We start from the raw sequence: 18,146 nt of genomic DNA on the forward strand, positions 1-18,146 counted from the left end.
TGGGCTTAACTTTATCATTGACGATTCATAACGTCTAATTGATAATTATAATAAAAATAATAAATAATAATTATGAATTTCGAATATGCGGGGGAGATTATGGAGTTAACTCAACTGGAATATTTTCTTACAGTGGCACGTTATCAACACATGACAAGGGCGGCTCAGGCTCTATCCATTACGCAACCGGCGCTTAGCCAAGCTATCTCCAAACTGGAGACTGAGCTCGGCGTTCCATTGTTTGAGCGAAAAGGCAGGAATGTTCAACTGAGTAGATATGGCAGTTTGTTTTCCCAGAATGTGGAGCGGGCTTTACGGGAGTTGGAGCACGGCAAAAAAACGTTGGAAGAATGGACGAACCCTGAGACGGGCCTTATTAGCATGGCCTTTCTCAATATTTTGGGAGCTGATCTTGTACCTAAACTGGTGAGAAATTATCAGAATATCTATCCCAAAATCAAATTTGAGTTGGAGCAGGGTAACCATGAGCTTATTAATGAGGCGTTAAACCAAGGCAGGTGCGATCTGAGTATCACTTCTTTAAGGCCGACGTCCGAGGAATATCGCTGGATAACTTTAGAAACGGCTCCGCTCTACATTATCGTTTCCAACAATCATAGACTTGCTGGCGCATCATCTCTCAGTATTCATGAGCTGAAGAATGAGAACTATATCGGACTGAAAAGCAGTTGCGGTCTAAAGCTTTTGCTTGAATCCTGCATTATCCGATCTGATGCGGAGCTAACTCAAATTTATGAAGCAGAGGATTTGACTACTGTCACAGGCTTTGTTGCTGCAGGCCTCGGTGTTTCACTGGTGCCTAGAACGGCAGGAATGCGGTTAGAGGGATTGTCCTGGATTCCCATTCAAGAAAAGCATTGGAATTGGGAGGTAGGGCTGCAGTGGCGAACTTCTCAACATCTATCACCAGCAGTTAAACAATTTATTGATTATGTAAAACAGTCATGTGAAAGATTAATGAGTCACTAACTTAACCAATCGATGGAGCCGGCTACTGCTGTTACTGCAACCTTAGGAAGTAGATAGTAGAGACCACTGAAAAAGTAGCCTTTAAAAAACTAATATTATGGGGACGAACATATGTCTCCTGATACGCAAACGAGCCTTAGAATCAATTCTAGAGGCTCGTTTTTTTATTATTCTCTTCTTTAGAAAAAAGTCGAACTTCCAATTACACAGCCAACATCAAATTTGAGCTGGAGCAGGGCAACAGAATAATGCTGTGCTAATGAGTAGATACAAGTGAAGGATGAAGGATGTTAATATCCGATTTAAAAACCTTGATTAGACGTGGATGTAGTAAAGTGCTAGATTGAATCTTGTATTTATTTTGACTAAACCTGTAGGAATATTCTTGAAGGAGGAATTGCATTGGTTATTACTGTAAGCTGTCAGTTGTCCACTAGTTGAGGAAAAGACCAAAAGATGCCTATCAAATGTAAGAATGCAGGAGAAGTGTTGCCGATCTGCTCCTCACGAGTTGTACATTTTTGTTTTTATTCTTACTATATCTATGCGAATTATGAGTTTATAACAAAAGGATAAAGGGGTAAAGAAATGAAAAAAAACTTGGCTTTGTCTATAGCTTTAGTACTAGTGCTTATAATCTCCGGCTGCGGCAACAAAAACAACGAGTCTTCTAACGCTGCTAAAGAATCGCCTTTAATTGAATCTGCTTCGGCAAACTTGGAGAAGCCAATCAAAGTTAAAAAAGTTATTGTCGGTACGACAAGTAGTTTCCCACAAGTGCTCTTTTACGATAAGGATGGTAAGTTAACCGGCTATGACATTGAGCTAGTCCGCGAGATCGATAAGCGTCTCCCGGAATATGAATTTGAATTTAATGTGCTCGATTCGCTACCGAGCCTGCTTCTTAGCTTGGATACGAAGAAGATTGACATGATCGCTCAAGAAATCGAGAAAACCCCGGAGCGTGAAGAGAAGTATTTGTTCAACAAAGTGCCCTACGCTTATTGGCAAAATAAAATTGTCGTAGCAAAGGACAACAATGACCCTATCAAATCGCTGGACGATATCAAAGGCAAGAAGTTTCTTACATACCCTTCCAGTGCAGCTGAGCAAATACTTCTGAAATACAATAAGGATCATAACGATGCGATAAATCTCGTGTACACGAGCGGCGCTGCAAATGATACCGCAGAGCAAATCGCCTCGGGGCGGGTATATGGAACGCTCACTGCCGACTTCTCCTTGTCCCTAATTGATCCGCAAGGCAAATTAAAGGCAGTCGGAGAACCGCTTAGTAAGGCGGAAATCCTGTTCTTGTTCGCACAGAATGATCCCGAAAAGCAGGCACTGGCCGATGCTATTGATAAAGCGCTACTTGAAATCAAAGGCGATGGCACACTGAGCGCCCTAAGCAAGCAATGGCTCGGTCAAGACTTTACAACGGTGGAATGACACTCCCACAGCTAAAGAAGGGCAAGCTGGGATGGGATTTGTGGTCAGCTTTTGTAATATTTCCGCTTGCTTGAGAGGGTGAATTGTTTTGACTTTCGATATTTCGTTTGTGTTCGAATATGTAATTAAACTGCTTCCCTTTATTCGCATATCCTTGTTGATCGTTGCAGGTTCCTTGTTCGTAGGTTTGGGCGTCGGGTTACTCGCCGCCCTAGCTCGAATATACCGCATTCCCGTACTACAGCAGTTGTCTCAACTGTACACTTCCTTTTTTCGAGGCACACCCATACTGATTCAGCTGTTTTTGTTTTACTACGGGCTGCCGGAAGTATTGAAATTTCAAGGTATTGATCTTTCTCGGGCACCCGTGCTCTATTTTGTCATTGCGACATATGGACTGAACGCCGGGGCATTTATTTCGGAGGCTATTCGAGCAGCGGTCACCTCCGTGGATCGGGGACAGATCGAAGCCGGATATACGATCGGAATGACGGGATATCAGGTATTCTCGCGGATCGTGTTGCCGCAGGCACTGGCTATCTCCTTACCGATTTTTGCAAACGTAACGATAGGAACACTGAAGGATACGTCGCTCGCATTTACGCTCGGTGTAATGGAACTGACGGCGAAGGCGCAATCGCTCGGGAAGGTAGCCCAGCATTATATAGAGTCCTATATTGCACTAGCGGTCATTTACTTGATCATTAGCCTACTGCTTGAATGGGCGTTCCGGTACGTCGAGCACCGCATGCTCCGATACGAACGGCCGCTTTCAACTTCACAGACAGTCAAAGACGGAAAATCGTGGCTGCTTCGTCTTCTTACACCTAATGCTTCGCTTAACAAAGGAGGTACGGGCAAATGAATCTGGACCCTTCATTTATTTGGACCGCATTCATTCAACTGCTGAGCGCAGTGCCTACAACGCTGAAACTGACACTTGTGTCGATGGTTTTCGGTTTGCTTATTGGCACGGCCATCGCTTTAATTCGCATTTACCGGGTGCCAGTTTTGAATCAAGTTGCAAGTACATACGTGACCGTTATTCGCGGCACGCCGATGTTGACGCACTTGCTTCTCATTTATTACGGGCTTCCGATGCTCGTTAATGGACTGTCAGAATCACTTGGCATAGCGTTCCGTGCAGCATCCATTCCGATGATCGGCTTTGCCTATCTTTCCTTTTCGATTACGTTTGGTGCCTATCTATCTGAAGTGGTTCGCTCTGGAATACTGGCTGTGAACCGTGGACAGATCGAAGCAGCTTACGCCGTGGGTATGACGACATACCAAGCATTACGTCGCATCGTACTCCCACAGGCTTTTGTAGTCAGCTTGCCAAATTTGACGAATTCGTTGATCGGAGCTCTGCACGGCTCGACAATTGCCTTCACGGTTTCTGTTGTCGACATCAACGCCAAGGCTCAGATCATCGCTTCGACAAACTGGAATTTCTTAGAATCTTATTTAGGGGCAGCTATCTTGTTCTGGGGACTGACCGTGCTTATCGAACGGTTATCTGGTGTGCTAGAGAAACGGATCAACGTCTATAATCGCGGAGGTGTCGCATGATCAAGCTTAAAAACATAACAAAGTCATTCGGACGGCAAGCGGTGCTGAAAGGCGTAAATCTGGTCGTTGAGAAGGGGCATGTTGTGACGATCCTCGGCCCGAGCGGCTCCGGTAAAACTACGCTGCTGCGCTGTATTAATTATTTGGAACGGCCGAATGACGGTGAAATTACAATCGACGAACTTACAGTGAACTGCAAAAGTCCTTCCAAGAAGGACATTCACATGCTGCGTGGGAAGACGGCAATGGTGTTCCAGCAATACAATCTGTTCCGCCATAAGACTACGCTTGAGAACGTGATGGAAGGTCTTGTCGTTGTCCAGAAGGTGTTGAAGGAGGAGGCGCGACGCCGGAGCATCGAGCTCTTGGAAAAGGTAGGTCTCGGCAACAAGCTGGACGCCTATCCGAGTCAATTATCTGGTGGTCAGCAACAGCGCGTCGGCATAGCGAGGGCGCTGGCGCTGAACCCGGAAGTCATTCTTTTCGATGAGCCGACGTCCGCACTAGATCCTGAACTGGTTGGCGAAGTACTTGGTGTTATTCGGAAGATCGCGAAGGAAGGCATAACAATGATTATTGTCACTCATGAGATGGGGTTCGTGCAAGAAGTTTCGAACCATGTCGTATTCATGGATGAGGGTGTAATTGTGGAGGAAGGCAAGCCGAGCGATATATTTGTCTCGCCAAAGGAGGATCGTACGAAGCAGTTCTTTAAGCGCATTACACCGGAAGGCATGTACTCTATTTAAAGATAGGAGCAAATTCACATGACACTCAAATTCGGAATATTGGATCAAAGCACTGTATTTCCTGGACAAACGCCTAGGGAAGCATTAGAGAACACTACTAAATTGGCTCAGTTGGCAGAACGTCTCGGCTATGAGCGGTTCTGGGTAGCGGAGCATCACGATACTGAAACGTTCGCGGGCTCTTCACCCGAGGTGTTAATCTCTCATTTGCTCGCACACACCGAGCGTATTCGGATCGGCTCCGGCGGCGTGATGCTACAACATTACAGCCCATACAAAGTGGCTGAAAATTTCAACGTGCTGGCACTGTTGGCACCAGGCCGAGTAGATCTTGGAATCGGCCGCGCACCAGGCGGCCTTCCACGCTCGACCAAGGCGCTGCAAAAGGGGATCACCGAGGCTGACACGCTAGACGTGAAGCTGGCTGAACTGGTGCAATTTTTACACGGTTCTGCGGGCGAGGAACATCCGCTTGCTGGTCTGCAAGCAAGTCCGCTCCCGGACGTTCCAGCCGATGTCCATCTGCTCGGCGCGAGCCTGTCCAGTGCAGAGCTTGCAGCAGAACTTGGATTGCCGTACGTTTACGCACTATTCATCAATAGCGATCCAGAAGTAGCATTAAAAGCGTTCGGGACGTATCGGAGCAAGTTCAACCGGGCAAGGGGAACGGAGCCAAAGACCATTCTGGCGCTATCCGTCATCGTATCAGATACGGAAGAGGAAGCCGCCGAGCTCGCAGGCACGTTAAAGAGCATTCACGTTACGCTGGCAAGCGGCAAAACGGTTAATGTTACATCGCTTGAGCAAGCGGAAGAATTCGCAAAGCAATCGGGTGAGACATATGAGACTGAAGAACGCGACGTCGAAGTTATACAAGGGACGAAAGAAACGGTCCGCAAACGGCTCCTGGAATTAGCTGAGCGGTATGAAACAAATGAGATGATCTTCGCAACAGTTGTGCCTGATTTCGAGAAGCGGGTTCGTTCGTTCACGCTGCTCAAGGAAGCGTTTGAAGATCACACGGTATAACGCAATAGAGAACGAGTACCGTGATCCGGTTTGACTTCGCATCGATAGAGGGGAAATTGCTCGATCTGATCCAAGGAATCGTTGATGTGGGATTGTCAAATGTGATTAGAAAGCAGGTGGCAGGAATGCCGGAAAGCCGTATCGTTATCCGCTCGGGAACGTCATTGGACAGCGAAGCGATCAAGCATGTATTGCTTGACGCTAACGGACATTTAGAGAACACGCTTTCCCGGAAACAGTGGGAAAATTACAAAGCGAATATCGAAGCAGCGGCATCCGGCAAAGGCAACGCAACGAAAGCACGTCTGGTTGCCGAACTGGATGGGGAAATCGTCGGAACCGTTTTCCTGTTCGAATCGTCGGAGCTGGCCTATGGGTATGCGGGTATTCACACACCGATTATCCGCATGCTCGCAGTGGCCAAAAAAGCGCGTGGTCTGGGTGTAGCGACAGAACTCATTCGAGTCGTCGCTGCGCTGGCGCGTGAGAGTGGAGCGGAGTTAGTTCATCTTCATACATCGGATATGATGGAATCGGCCGTTCGTCTGTATGCGCGGCTGGGCTTCGAGCGGGCTTACGATTATGACACGCTCAACGGTGAAGTTCTTGCAATGTGCTATCGACTGCCTCTGAACGAGACGGAGCTGCTGAAATGTATAAATTTTAAATAGGGAGGATCTGCAATGGATATTACTGTAAGTGTTCTGGATAGCAGTCCACGACTCGAGGGAGAAACAACAGAGGAAGCACTTGCTCTCACAGTCAAGTTAGCCCAAAAAGCTGAGCAATTGGGATTTTATCGTTTTTGGGTGGCCGAGCATCACGGTATGGAACATGCAACAGGCTCATCGCCTGAAGTTTTGGTCTCTTATCTTCTGGCCAAAACAAATCGGATTCGAATTGGTGCGGGAGGAGTTATGCTTCAGCACTATAGTCCGTATAAAGTTGCAGAAAATTTTAATGTTTTGGCTGCACTTGCTTCAGGGAGAGTGGATCTTGGGATTGGTCGTGCTCCTGGAGGCCTTCCACATAGTACAAGAGCATTACAGCGAGGGGCTGCAGCAGACCCGCTGGCAATTGAGGAAAAACTCAGCGATCTGAAACATTTAGTACATGACAATCTAGGGGGAAATCACCCACTTGCTGGTCTGAAAGTAATACCAAGTCCAACGGTCGTACCAGATATTTATCTTCTGGGAGCAAGCGTCGGCAGCGCTGAACTGGCTGCAAAGCTGGGCCTGCCTTACGTGTTTTCTTACCTGATCAACAGTAATCATGAAGAAGTCCAGAAGGCTATTCATGTCTATCGCAGCAGCTTTCAATCTGAGCAGGACACAAAACCAGAGATAATTGCTAGCCTGACAGTTGAAATAGCGGAAACTGAGGAGGAAGCCCAGTCGCTCACATCTGAGCAAAAGGCATTCAGAGTTAACCTATCCAGCGGAAAGGCAGCGACACTACTTACACGAGAATCTGCCGAAGAGTTTGGTAACCAAAGTGGCGAAGACTTCACGATTGTTGAGCGTAAATTCGGGATTATTCAAGGGACGAAAGAGTCTGTCAAAGAACAGCTTCTTTCGCTGCAGAAAGAATTTAGTGTAAACGAGTTTATTATATCGAGTAATGCAACTTCGTCCAGTAAACGATTGCGCTGGCTGGAGCTACTAAGTGAGGCTTTGTCAGATAATTGATAAATTAATCAAGTCGAAGTAAATCCAATTCATAATAATTATTTATTAATTAAATTCATAAGATGAATTAGACGCTGACTATCGTCAATGATACAGTTAAGCCCAGATCAAACATTATATATTCCCTAATAGATCTTAAACGATTACAGGAGGCACAGATTCCTTATGACAGCACGTACAAAAAACATATCGATTATGGATGCCACGGGGGTAATCGATGGCGCAACACCGACAGATACGTTTCGGAATTCCGTTGACTTGGCGCAGCATGCAGAGCGTTGGGGATATCGTCGCTACTGGCTTACCGAGCATCACAATATAGCATACATCGCCAGCGCGGCTACTTCGGTCGTAATTGGCCATATAGCCGCTAACACTAGCACCATTCGTGTCGGTTCTGGTGGCATTATGCTGCCGAATCATGCGCCGCTGGCGATAGCCGAACAGTTCGGCACGCTGGAGTCGCTGTTCCCGGGCCGTATTGATCTTGGACTAGGCCGTGCACCCGGCGCCAATCAACCTGCCGCACGTGCACTGCGCCGAGGTGTGACCAGCGACGATTTCCCCGAGCAGTTGAATGAACTCCGTTCCTACATGAATCCAACGCTTGGTGGTGCGGCCCCCGGCGTGAGAGCCATTCCCGGCGAGGGACTGAATATTCCGATTATACTGCTAGGCTCCAGCAACTACGGTGCCAAGCTTGCCGCACAACTCGGATTGCCGTTCTCATTTGGAGGCCATTTCTCCCCCGACTATTTGCTGCCGGCGCTGGAGCTCTATCACCGCAATTTCCGTCCGTCGGCGATATTAGATAAACCTTACGTCATTCTGGCTATTAATGCCGTAGTAGCGCCTACCAATGAAGAGGCGGAATGGTTATTCACGACGGCTGAGCAGGAGTTTCTGAACGTCATGCGTGGTAATCAAGGAATTCTTCTACAACCTCCTACGGATATGGATGTTCTGTGGAATCAACAGGAGAAGGCGGCCATTCGCGGTAGAATGCTTCCCTACGCAGCTATTGGTAGCCCAGATACTGTGCAGCGCAGGCTAAAACGGGTTCTAGAGCAGACGAAAGCAGATGAACTGATGATAAGTGGCATGGTGTATGATCATGATGCCCGACTTCGCTCATTCGAGTTGCTAGCAGACCTATTATAAAACACACCATATAACCGAAAACCACCATCATAATCCGTGGCAGTCATTTGGGCGCACCTTGCTCAAATGGACTGCCTCTTGCTTATGTATCTGTTCAATTTCAACGATAAAAGTTTGAATATCTTAATTCATATTGGAGGTGCTTAGTTGAATATTGAAAACATAGAAGCATTTGTGTATATCAATCACTATGGCAGCTTCAACAAAGCTGCCGAAGCTCTCTTTATCTCTCAGCCTACCGTTACAACCCGTATACAATCGCTAGAGCGGGAGTTAGGTTGCCAGTTGTTCAATCGGATGGGTAAACAAATTACACTCACTGATAAGGGCCGGCAATTTATGCCGTATGCACAGCAACTTGTCGAGACCTATCAAAAAGGGAGACAGCGCCTTGTGTCCAAAAACACGATACCAAAGGAAGTACGCATCGGAAGTACGATTTCGGTTTCCAACTATCGGATGGCTCCCATGCTGGTACATTTGAGCAAACGGTTTCCGCACATCCTGTTCAATTTGACAACAGGGTCGACCCAAGTCCTGATCGACAAGTTAATGGATAAGGAGATCGATTTGGCTTTCGTTCGCAAAGTGGCTATTCCGGCAGTGTATAGCTATCGCTTTCTTGATGATCCGATAAATCTCTATGTATATGCTGACCATCCTCTAACTAAAACTAGACGTGTTTCCATAGAAGATATCAGTCATGAAAGCCTGGTCTTTTTTGAGTGCGGATCACTGGACTGGGAGCGAATTCATCGTGTATTCGACAGTATGGAACATCCCCCAAAAATCAAATTCATGGTTGATAATTCTGAAACCGCCAAGAAGCTGATCTTGAATAAGGCGGGGATTGCTTTCTTGCCCGCTACTTGCGCCGAGAAAGAGGTTAAGGAGAACAAGCTTGTACCCATAGAAATAGTAGAAACCGCAGGCGTCTCCGTACAGACTGATCTCATCTCGTTGGATGGTAACCATTTGAATATCATTGAAGCGTTACTTGAGCTGAATACGAATTGTAATGAGTGATTATTTAGTTTCACACAGCTTTATTCATTTTGGAAGAGAAAGAGCCGATCAGTTAGATGGGCTTTTTTTTATGAAACTCTATCTACAAAAGAATTGTCTTAACTGGAAACGTTTCTTTATATTGTGTTAATCTGTCTAATGGTAAGTTCAATTTAGAGAGAAGGATGTTACTTGAAAAGAAACGTATTATATATTGAAGATAATGAGAAAATAGGCAGCTTTCTAAAAGAAGAATTGGAACAACGGGGATTTTCAGTTCAGTGGTTGCTCTCTGGTGAAGGAGCGGATAAAGAAGTGCATCAGCATGAAATCGTTATTTTGGATATCATGTTACCCGGTTTAGACGGATTTACTATAGGAAAACGATTGAAAAAGTTAGCTCCTGCTGTTCCTATTTTGCTGCTATCTGCTCGAACATCGATAGATGATAAGGTGGATGGTTTACAGTTTGCTGATGACTATTTAACGAAACCATTCCATACGGATGAATTAGTTGCAAGATTAGAAGTGTTAATCCGGCGAAGTGGTGGAACACATTCCGAACGTATTTCATTAGGAAATCATATTGAGGTAGATCCAGAAGTCCAAATGGTATTTGACAAAAGCACAGGAGAAGAAATTATATTGACCGGGAAACAACATCAAATTTTAATGTACTTCATACGTCACCCTAATCGAGTTTTACCAAAAGAACAAATTTATGAAGCGATTTGGGAAGAAGCTTATCTAACGGGTGATAAAACATTAATGGTACATATCCATCGACTGCGTCAAAAGCTGGAACGTCATCCCGGTTCTCCAGAGATTATTGAAACGTTGAAGGGAATAGGCTATCGGGTGAAACTATGAGACAGACTAGATCATTATTTGGTCGTTTTCTAAAAGGACATTTTCTATTTATCTTCTTTCCTCCAATTGTGCTTCTCTTCTTCTCTACGTTCATTGGGTTTTCTATCAATGGAGAAGAGCTGAATAGGTTTAATCAATTTAAAGTTGTACTACTTCTGTTTGGTTTTATTATTGTCTTTATTGTTGTCGCTTTTGTTATAATATCTTGGATTTTCTTCTTGAGACTTCGCAAACGTCTCACCCGCTTACAGGAGGTCATGTCATTTTCAGCTAATCATAACTCATTTCCTATACCCATATCTATTCAAAGTGATCGTATGGATGAAATAGACCAGTTAGGAAGTTCATTTAATTGGATGATTCAGCAGCTTGAAGACAGTCGCAAGCGTGAATATGAAGAGGAATTGTTACGCCATCGACTCATTGCGAATTTATCTCACGACTTACGAACGCCACTTACCATTTTGCGAGGACATATCACCAGATTAAATAAAGAATCAATGAGTCTAGAAGGACAAAATTCATTAACAGAGATGAATCATACAATTACAAGAGTCGGAGATCTCATGGATGATTTACTTTCCTATACATTGCTTACATCAGGGAAACATCCTTTTGGACCCACTTCAACAGATATCGGTCGTTTAGTAAGAGCATCTGTTGCTGCGTGGTATCCTGTTTTTGAAGAAAAAGAAATTCAGATTCATGTTGATTTACCTACAGATGAGACTTTTTATTGGGAAGCAGATCCTAAATGGATAACACGGGTTCTGGATAATTTATTTCAGAATGTTGTTCGTCATGCAGCAGAGGGGAAATATGCCAACATTGTGGTTGATGTAGAAAAAGAACAGATCATAATTGCAGACAGAGGTCCAGGTATGGATAACTCTTCCTATGAGCGTGGGGCAGGAATTGGTTTATCCACTTTAAATTATATGTTGAAAAAAATGAAGCTGAAAGCTGACTTTACATCAAATGAACATGGCACAAGAGTAGTTATTGGTAGGGCTTAACCTAAAGTTAACCTAGAAGTAAACCTGATGATAACTGAGATGTAACTTTGCTTCTTTATAATTAGAACCATAACCGAAAGGATGTGTTATGGTTGCTTACAATTAATAACTTAGTCAAACATCGTGGAACTGGGGAAATCTTATCAGGTATCAGCTTTAAAGCTAGACCAGGTAGAGTAACTGGGTTTTTAGGTCCAAATGGAGCGGGTAAAAGTTCTACACTTCGTATCCTGCTTGGGTTAGATCGTGCCACCTCAGGGAGTGCACTGATTAATGGAAAGCCATTCGCAGAATTACATAATCCTCTGGCAATAGTAGGTGCTGCACTTGATGGATTTGGAGCTCATCGTATGCGAACAGGACGGGCACACTTGCGTTGGATTGCTCGTGCTGCAGGATTGTCTAACTCACGTGTCGAGGAGGTTCTGGAAATAGTAGGTCTTACTAATGCAGCTGGTAAAAGAGTTGGGAAGTATTCCCTTGGTATGGGTAGAAGACTTGGAATGGCAGCTGCACTACTTGGTGATCCCAAAATATTGGTTTTAGATGAACCTGTAAACGGGCTCGACCCAGAAGGAATTCGGTGGATTCGGACGTTTTTACGTGAACGTGCTGAGTCTGGAAACACGGTGTTATTATCCAGTCATCTATTGGGAGAGCTTGCAGAGATCGTTGACGATGTGGTGATTATTAATCATGGAGAAATCGTTGCAGATGGAACCTTGGAAGAAGTAATAGGTAACCATTCCACGCTAGAGGAAGCCTTTTTTGCCCTGACATCTGAAAATGCAGGTGATGTTGTATGAGAGCATTCAACGCGGAACTATCTAAATTGTTCTCCCTGCCGGGCATTTGTCTTGCCTTTCTTATTGGAGCATTTGCCCCAGCGGTTATTGCTGCCTTGGACAGTATAGCACAAAAAGAGGAGATTATTGCTGGAGTTAGCACACGGCTATCGGAAGTTGGCTATATTGGACTCGCTCTTGGTGTACAAGGGGTCATTATACTTGGTGTGATTGCTGTCAGCAGCGAGTATTTGACAGAGAGCAGTGAATCTGGTGGAGGAGGGCAGATTACAACAAGTTTAACTGCTGTTTCATCCCGACTTCATTTTTTGCTGGCAAAAGCAGGCGCTGTGACAGTGGTCAGCATACTGCTTTGTATTGTTGCTATTATGACAACTGTGTCAGCAACACATCTTATTCTTGGTGAATATGCCCCTGCATATGAATGGTCTAGACTTATCGGTGCAGTTTGTTACTGGACATTCACTGCTCTTTTAGCACTTGGGATTACTTTACTAACTAAGAATGGCATCATCCCGCTAACTGTGCTTATGATAAATTCATCCCTCGTATCATTTAGCGTCCTGCTTTATAAGGTTACAAAGTTGGCGTTTTACTTACCAGATAGGGCTGGCGCTGAAATGTTTATGTTTACGAGCGACACCCTGTTTACAGGCAGTTTATTTGACAGATTTCACACTCCGTACACAGGCGGTTTAATCATGTTTGCCTGGGTCGTCGTTATTTTCATTGTTGCAGCTATTGTGTTCCATAGGAGGGACGTTGCATCATGAGTGTCTCATCCAGTAGAAAAATAACACAAATCCTTGGTGCTGAACTGGATAAATTAATTACATTACCATTGATATGGCTCACTCTTATGGGGACATTCATTCTTAATTTAGTGTTAGCCGTAGCTTTTACTTCTGCTGGTCTACAAGAGGCTGCAGGAACGCAAAGTGTACTGAATGTAGGACTCGCTTCTATGGAATATCTTCAGGCAGGGTTCATTATTCTTGGTATCTTAACTACTTGTTCGGAGTATATTGGTGGACAGATTCGAACTACTTTAATTACGATACCTTGGCGTGGGATTCAATTATCCACGAAGCATTTGGCAGTGCTAATGGTAACCATTCCTGCGGCGTTTATAATTACTGCATCAGGCGTACTCTTTACTTTTATTATGATGAGAGACACAGCAGAAGTGATTGATTTAAACACAATATTTAAAGCATTGGTAGGTGCAACAGGCTATCTAACATTAACCACACTTCTCAGTGCAGCTATAGGTGGTTTAGTAAGACGAACTACTCCTGCTTTAGTGGTACTACTTGGTTATTATTTCATTGTCAGTCCATTGACGAGAGTTTTTCTACCTAGTATTAAAAAGTTTTTAAATTATTTTCCGGATACGGCAGGATATTATATGTATATGCCGCTTTCCTCAGATGAAATAAATGTCCTTACACCAATGCAAGGGACGGGTATTTCAATGTTATGGACACTGAGCTTTATTACAGCAGCTATTGTATTTTATCGGAAAAGAGATGCCTAAGTTTTCAGCCAGTATTTATGAGCATACGATCGCAATCACGTCAGACAGACCGCTGATTTTAACAGCTCAGCAATAATAGATACGAACGGACGGGACTGCGTCATTTCAGGAAAAAGATCCTGCGGACCAATTTTTTGAATCCATTATTGTTTTGGAGAACTACGAGAACTCAAATACACACTTTGATTTTACTGTATATACATCGTTGGAGAGCTTCGGTATCACCATTACGTACAACGAGGGATTTCTGCAGGACACCCCTGTTGAGAGCTATGTTGAATAGTTTATCAACAGTATTAATCTTCTCCGTGAAGCTTCAGGAATGGAGGGATTTAAGCGGCGGTGAATTCAGCTTGCATTTGTTTCAAGGAAATCATTTCTTCCTGAAAAATCGGCCATGAAAATATACGCGGGATCACACAGGAAACTCAAGAGAGGACTGAAATCCCTACTCGTCCGTCCGCCAAGATAAAACAAGCTGCCCCGATATCACGGAAGCAGCTTGTTTTTCCCTCAACCCTTATGTAAAATGCTCATCTGCTAAACAAATGCTTGTCTGATCTCCAGACGGCAGCTTATAGCTTTATTGCGTAAGCTGCTGATAGGCGCTCTCAGACAAATAGTTCTCCATGAAGCTTACATCACGGTTTTGAAGTTGGATCACTTCTCTGATTACTTTGATACGTTCTGGTTTGGCCAGTTCATAATTGGAATGCAACTGGACTTCCAACGGGGCTACGGGGATCGACATTCCTAAATAATCCTCAACTCGTCTCATTTTCCACACCTTGGAACTCAGTTCCAGATATTCATCCGAAGCGGTGTTCGCAATTTCAATGATAACCCCATCAATATTCAGTCGTAAAAACGACCATTTATTCTCTCCTTCGTTCATTGAGTAGGTCGGTGCATCCGTTGTGGATAGCCAATGCTTATTAAATATAGGAGACGGGTTTGTTTCTGGTAGGTAGTCTGTAAACAATTGGGCAATTCGCTCTACATCAGCACTTTGTTTGAGCAGGATATCCAGGCCATTCGGCTGTATATCTTCACAACCCTGGATCTTGGAAGCTACGGAGCCAACCACAATCCAATCCATATCCGTATGAATAGAAACACGGTCATATACAAGCTTTAAAATCCCATCAATTTTTGTCACAAATTCGATCTCCTATCATATTAAGTTATTAATACCTATATAATACAGTAGCATAAATTATGAGGTATTTCGATAGGAATAAAGTCATCCCTATCTCCCAATACAGCGGTCAGGTTGGAGAAGGCGTTGGGTGCTGATCGGAAAAGGCGAGTGACTACTAACAGTGCGAGCAGTTATGCTTGAGAGGGAGTTTGACGCTAAAGATAAGACCCTTAACCGGATGAACTACAGCTACTTACAGGGCAAAAGGTGGGTGTCGATACTTCCTCATTGTTCCCTGTGCACGGCTTGGTTGATGGTAAATCAGAAGGTGGATCTCTTGACGACAAATGTCGAGAGACAAGAACTTGTTCCATTTCCGAGTAGATGGATATCTAAACTTCAAGCAAGGAAGGGCGAAACGTTCTTCCTTTTCTCGCATGTAAGCTTTAGATGACAGTGTTGTAGGTGTAACGTAGATCTGCATCTGAGATGGATTGTTCGCATTGAATATGATCGCGTCCAAGCGAGCAGCTTCATCAGTTCTGTCCCCGAACCTGCTTCGGCTTGAAGAGAGGAACGGGATATCATTTACATAATCATCTGCAACAAGTATATGACACTTTTCTCGATGTACTCTCCTTCTTCATCTCTAATTTTCACGATAATCAGTAAGCTACCAATCGTGTATTGACACAAATTTATCCTAATGATAGGATGAATATATTCTAAAGTTAGGATAAATAATATTAGGATATCTAGAATTATGGTAAATTAGTTTTGATTATTACTAAGACAAAGGAAATATTAATAAAGGCAAGTAAAATATTAACTTGCTTACACACAAGGAGTTGTTAATTTATGACAAACACCTATTCAGAAAAACAAAACACAGTCGCGATTACCGGCGCGGGAAGTGGTTTGGGACGAGATATGGCCCTTGGTTTTGCCAAGAAGGGCTATCAAGTCTTTGGTACGGCACTCTTACAGGCAGAAGTTTTGGATTTGGAGCAAGCATCTGAAGGCAAAGTATCTCTTAGTGTCTGCGATATTACAGACAAAGAGGGAGTGGCCGCTTGGGTACATCAGGTATCCGATATTGTCGGCAATAGAGGATTGGATATTCTTATCAGTAACGCAGGCATACTAACTCCTGGACCACTTGAAGTGTTATCTATAGAAGCGATTAGACGTGAGTTCGAAGTTAACGTCTTTGGTGGTTTGTCTGTAATTAATGAATTCCTCCCATTATTAAGAAATGCTCGTGGACGTATCGTTCAAATTGGTGCGATGACAGGTCGTTTCCCACTTCCATTTAACGGGCCTTCGAGTGCTTCAAAGGCAACTCTTGAGGCATTTGCAGATGTTTACCGTACTGAATTGAAACCCTTTGGTGTGGAGTTCATAATGATTCAAGCAGGAAACATGGTGACAGGGGGACCCGAAAAAACAGCCAGAGCACTTAAAAAAGTGGCAGAATCAATGACTGAAGAACAACGTGAGCTCTATGGAAAATCTTTCGAGGATTTTACCCATGCTCTTAACACAATGCAAGGAAATGGGCTCGCGTCTTTAAAGGCTGCTGAGCGTATAATTCAGGTTTCCGAACAAACGCCTGCCCCAATACGAGTCGAATTGGGTGAGGATGCAGCAGAGATTCTAAGACTTGTTCGTGAAAAATCTGATGAAGAATTAGATTCACTTCGAATCAAAATTAGCGGTCTTAATTACTAATAAAAAATAAATTTTAGGAGTTGTAAACATGACAAGCTTAACAAAAACCAGCCTTGATGGCTTTCATGCAACAACAACAGCGCAAAATGCGGATCAACTTGTACGCAATTTTTTCAAAGCAGTTAATGAACAAAACTATGATGAATTCAATACTATTTTAGCACGTAACTTTTTGTCATATTCACTCGAAGGAATGACAAGTCTTACATCAACAAAGGAATATTACTCTAAACTTCACGAAACTTTTTCAAATCTAAAATTTCAAGTACATGAGAATATTGGAGTATTAGTTGAAAATGATTTAGTTGCTGTACGTACAATTGTAACTGGTACTCATACAGGAACTTATGAAGGTGTAGAAGGAACTGGGAAGGATATTCAAACCTCAGTATCTCACTTCTTCCGTTTCCGTGACGAACGGCTAGTTGAACAATGGCATTTAATGGACACTTATCGTATTCTCGTTACAATAGGTAAAATTCCAGGGGTAGCTGCAGGATTCCAACAAATGTTAGGAGTCCCAGAATCGCCAAATGGTATTTTCCAAGAAAGATTAGGGACAGATTTCGGAGCGACTCGTAGTGGCCGTCCAGCAACCCGCGAAGAATCACGTGCAATTGGTCGTCGTCTATATGACGGTGTTATTACTACAGGAAACGCCAAAGATGTAGATGCGTTAGCTGAAGGATACATGCAAAATACAGGATGGACACCTGATGGACGAGATATTTTTGGCCATGGATGGGCGGTTGGAAGAAGTGCAATGCCTGATGGACGTGCAATTCATACTCACGTTGTAGCTGAAAATGATCGTGTCGCTTCTTTAAGTGTCTGGGATGGTACAATGACTGCGAGTGGACAACCTGTTGATTTCATGACAGTTGACTTCCTGCGAATTGAAGATGGTCTTGCGGCCGAACATTGGGATACTGTTGACTACGTACGTTTGTATCAAGCGTTTGGCATGCTGCCAAAAAATATTTAACCAAGATTGAATGGTCATCTGATACGAATAAATAAAAGAATATCGAATATTGCTATATGACATGTGGTTAATCCTTAAATATAAGAAAAATCCTAATGTTAGGATATATTCAAATCATAGAAAGGAGCATTAGTTATGATTTCGAGTTTAAAAAGAATTAATGAACTGGCTGCAAAAGCACGCAATGAAGGCTTAACAATTGAAGAAACGAAAGAAAGAGCACATTTAAGGCAAGAATACTTGCGTGAAATTCGCGGACAACTATTGACGACTATGACCAGTTTAACGCTTGTAAATGAGTCAGGAGAAGACATCACGCCGACAAAGTTAATCGTCGAAAAAACAAAAAAATATAGAAGTACATTTCCATTTTAAGCTGTTAATAATAAAAACGTCTGATTAGATTGATTG

The 18,146-nt window shown here is 43.6% G+C and carries 19 protein-coding genes; 18 read left to right on the top strand and 1 reads right to left on the bottom strand.

All coding sequences use genetic code 11. The features are described 5' to 3' along the window. Positions 1–99: 99 nt before the first annotated feature. The 15 genes from ACFORK_RS10070 to ACFORK_RS10140 all read left to right on the top strand — a co-directional run bounded on the left by ACFORK_RS10070 (position 100) and on the right by ACFORK_RS10140 (position 13,878). Entirely contained in the window at positions 100–990 is an 891-nt protein-coding gene (locus ACFORK_RS10070; protein ID WP_379198231.1) for a LysR family transcriptional regulator, read from the top strand. A gap of 588 nt (positions 991–1,578) precedes the next feature. Continuing rightward, positions 1,579–2,442, top strand: coding sequence for a transporter substrate-binding domain-containing protein (locus ACFORK_RS10075; protein WP_379198233.1), 864 nt, complete (start codon positions 1,579–1,581; stop codon positions 2,440–2,442). A 109-nt stretch (positions 2,443–2,551) separates the two neighbouring features. Continuing rightward, complete coding sequence (locus tag ACFORK_RS10080) at positions 2,552–3,307, top strand: amino acid ABC transporter permease (protein WP_379198235.1); 756 nt, start codon at positions 2,552–2,554, stop codon at positions 3,305–3,307. Then, the gene (locus ACFORK_RS10085) at positions 3,304–4,014 is read left to right on the top strand and encodes an amino acid ABC transporter permease (protein WP_379198237.1); all 711 of its coding nucleotides are present in this window, start codon (positions 3,304–3,306) and stop codon (positions 4,012–4,014) included. Before ACFORK_RS10080 ends, ACFORK_RS10085 begins: the two co-directional genes overlap by 4 nt. Beyond that, positions 4,011–4,763 carry an amino acid ABC transporter ATP-binding protein gene (locus ACFORK_RS10090; RefSeq protein ID WP_379198239.1) on the top strand — a complete coding sequence of 251 codons (753 nt, stop codon included), beginning with the start codon at positions 4,011–4,013 and terminating at the stop codon, positions 4,761–4,763. The genes ACFORK_RS10085 and ACFORK_RS10090 overlap by 4 nt, the downstream gene beginning before the upstream one ends. 18 nt (positions 4,764–4,781) lie before the next feature. Next, positions 4,782–5,792, top strand: a complete 1,011-nt coding sequence (locus ACFORK_RS10095; RefSeq protein WP_379198241.1) for an LLM class flavin-dependent oxidoreductase — start codon at positions 4,782–4,784, stop codon at positions 5,790–5,792. Positions 5,793–5,812: 20 nt separating this feature from the next. Then, the gene (locus ACFORK_RS10100; RefSeq protein ID WP_379198243.1) at positions 5,813–6,463 is read left to right on the top strand and encodes a GNAT family N-acetyltransferase; all 651 of its coding nucleotides are present in this window, start codon (positions 5,813–5,815) and stop codon (positions 6,461–6,463) included. Between the two features lie 12 nt (positions 6,464–6,475). Continuing rightward, positions 6,476–7,483 (top strand): LLM class flavin-dependent oxidoreductase, encoded by a 1,008-nt coding sequence (locus ACFORK_RS10105; RefSeq protein WP_379198245.1) that lies wholly within the window; start codon positions 6,476–6,478, stop codon positions 7,481–7,483. 165 nt (positions 7,484–7,648) lie between these two features. Continuing rightward, positions 7,649–8,644, top strand: a complete 996-nt coding sequence (locus ACFORK_RS10110; RefSeq protein ID WP_379198247.1) for an LLM class flavin-dependent oxidoreductase — start codon at positions 7,649–7,651, stop codon at positions 8,642–8,644. Between the two features lie 147 nt (positions 8,645–8,791). After that, positions 8,792–9,670: a LysR family transcriptional regulator gene (locus tag ACFORK_RS10115; protein WP_379198249.1), complete on the top strand. Its 879-nt coding sequence runs from the start codon at positions 8,792–8,794 to the stop codon at positions 9,668–9,670. Positions 9,671–9,841: 171 nt separating this feature from the next. Further along, positions 9,842–10,519 (top strand): response regulator transcription factor, encoded by a 678-nt coding sequence (locus ACFORK_RS10120; protein WP_379198251.1) that lies wholly within the window; start codon positions 9,842–9,844, stop codon positions 10,517–10,519. Further along, a complete protein-coding gene (locus tag ACFORK_RS10125) occupies positions 10,516–11,535 on the top strand; it encodes a sensor histidine kinase (RefSeq protein ID WP_379198253.1) in 1,020 nt (339 codons plus the stop codon). The genes ACFORK_RS10120 and ACFORK_RS10125 overlap by 4 nt, the downstream gene beginning before the upstream one ends. 83 nt (positions 11,536–11,618) lie before the next feature. After that, positions 11,619–12,341, top strand: a complete 723-nt coding sequence (locus tag ACFORK_RS10130; RefSeq protein ID WP_483874847.1) for an ABC transporter ATP-binding protein — start codon at positions 11,619–11,621, stop codon at positions 12,339–12,341. Further along, positions 12,338–13,114, top strand: coding sequence for an ABC transporter permease (locus ACFORK_RS10135; protein WP_379198257.1), 777 nt, complete (start codon positions 12,338–12,340; stop codon positions 13,112–13,114). Before ACFORK_RS10130 ends, ACFORK_RS10135 begins: the two co-directional genes overlap by 4 nt. After that, positions 13,111–13,878: an ABC transporter permease gene (locus ACFORK_RS10140; protein ID WP_379198258.1), complete on the top strand. Its 768-nt coding sequence runs from the start codon at positions 13,111–13,113 to the stop codon at positions 13,876–13,878. The genes ACFORK_RS10135 and ACFORK_RS10140 overlap by 4 nt, the downstream gene beginning before the upstream one ends. Before the next feature lie 583 nt (positions 13,879–14,461). On the opposite strand, the gene ACFORK_RS10145 is transcribed toward ACFORK_RS10140, so the two are convergent. Next, entirely contained in the window at positions 14,462–15,037 is a 576-nt protein-coding gene (locus ACFORK_RS10145; RefSeq protein WP_379198260.1) for a hypothetical protein, read from the bottom strand. An 840-nt stretch (positions 15,038–15,877) separates the two neighbouring features. Between ACFORK_RS10145 and ACFORK_RS10150 the strand changes: the two genes are divergently transcribed. The 3 genes from ACFORK_RS10150 to ACFORK_RS10160 all read left to right on the top strand — a co-directional run bounded on the left by ACFORK_RS10150 (position 15,878) and on the right by ACFORK_RS10160 (position 18,110). Beyond that, on the top strand, positions 15,878–16,750 hold the full coding sequence (locus ACFORK_RS10150) for an SDR family NAD(P)-dependent oxidoreductase (RefSeq protein WP_379198262.1): 873 nt from the start codon (positions 15,878–15,880) through the stop codon (positions 16,748–16,750). A gap of 28 nt (positions 16,751–16,778) precedes the next feature. Continuing rightward, a complete protein-coding gene (locus ACFORK_RS10155) occupies positions 16,779–17,735 on the top strand; it encodes an ester cyclase (RefSeq protein WP_379198264.1) in 957 nt (318 codons plus the stop codon). A 135-nt stretch (positions 17,736–17,870) separates the two neighbouring features. Continuing rightward, positions 17,871–18,110 carry a DUF896 domain-containing protein gene (locus ACFORK_RS10160; protein ID WP_379198266.1) on the top strand — a complete coding sequence of 80 codons (240 nt, stop codon included), beginning with the start codon at positions 17,871–17,873 and terminating at the stop codon, positions 18,108–18,110. The last annotated feature ends 36 nt before the right edge of the window (positions 18,111–18,146 follow it).

Source organism: Paenibacillus sp. GCM10012306, from assembly GCF_042649265.1.
GTDB lineage: Bacteria > Bacillota > Bacilli > Paenibacillales > Paenibacillaceae > Paenibacillus_AQ.

Bases quoted from the DNA above. Each gene is read 5' to 3' on its own strand.
- ACFORK_RS10070 (WP_379198231.1), top strand. From the start codon at position 100: ATGGAGTTAACTCAACTGGAATATTTTCTTACAGTGGCACGTTATCAA.
- ACFORK_RS10075 (WP_379198233.1), top strand. From the start codon at position 1,579: ATGAAAAAAAACTTGGCTTTGTCTATAGCTTTAGTACTAGTGCTTATA.
- ACFORK_RS10085 (WP_379198237.1), top strand. From the start codon at position 3,304: ATGAATCTGGACCCTTCATTTATTTGGACCGCATTCATTCAACTGCTG.
- ACFORK_RS10090 (WP_379198239.1), top strand. From the start codon at position 4,011: ATGATCAAGCTTAAAAACATAACAAAGTCATTCGGACGGCAAGCGGTG.
- ACFORK_RS10095 (WP_379198241.1), top strand. From the start codon at position 4,782: ATGACACTCAAATTCGGAATATTGGATCAAAGCACTGTATTTCCTGGA.
- ACFORK_RS10105 (WP_379198245.1), top strand. From the start codon at position 6,476: ATGGATATTACTGTAAGTGTTCTGGATAGCAGTCCACGACTCGAGGGA.
- ACFORK_RS10110 (WP_379198247.1), top strand. From the start codon at position 7,649: ATGACAGCACGTACAAAAAACATATCGATTATGGATGCCACGGGGGTA.
- ACFORK_RS10125 (WP_379198253.1), top strand. From the start codon at position 10,516: ATGAGACAGACTAGATCATTATTTGGTCGTTTTCTAAAAGGACATTTT.
- ACFORK_RS10135 (WP_379198257.1), top strand. From the start codon at position 12,338: ATGAGAGCATTCAACGCGGAACTATCTAAATTGTTCTCCCTGCCGGGC.
- ACFORK_RS10140 (WP_379198258.1), top strand. From the start codon at position 13,111: ATGAGTGTCTCATCCAGTAGAAAAATAACACAAATCCTTGGTGCTGAA.
- ACFORK_RS10150 (WP_379198262.1), top strand. From the start codon at position 15,878: ATGACAAACACCTATTCAGAAAAACAAAACACAGTCGCGATTACCGGC.
- ACFORK_RS10155 (WP_379198264.1), top strand. From the start codon at position 16,779: ATGACAAGCTTAACAAAAACCAGCCTTGATGGCTTTCATGCAACAACA.
- ACFORK_RS10160 (WP_379198266.1), top strand. From the start codon at position 17,871: ATGATTTCGAGTTTAAAAAGAATTAATGAACTGGCTGCAAAAGCACGC.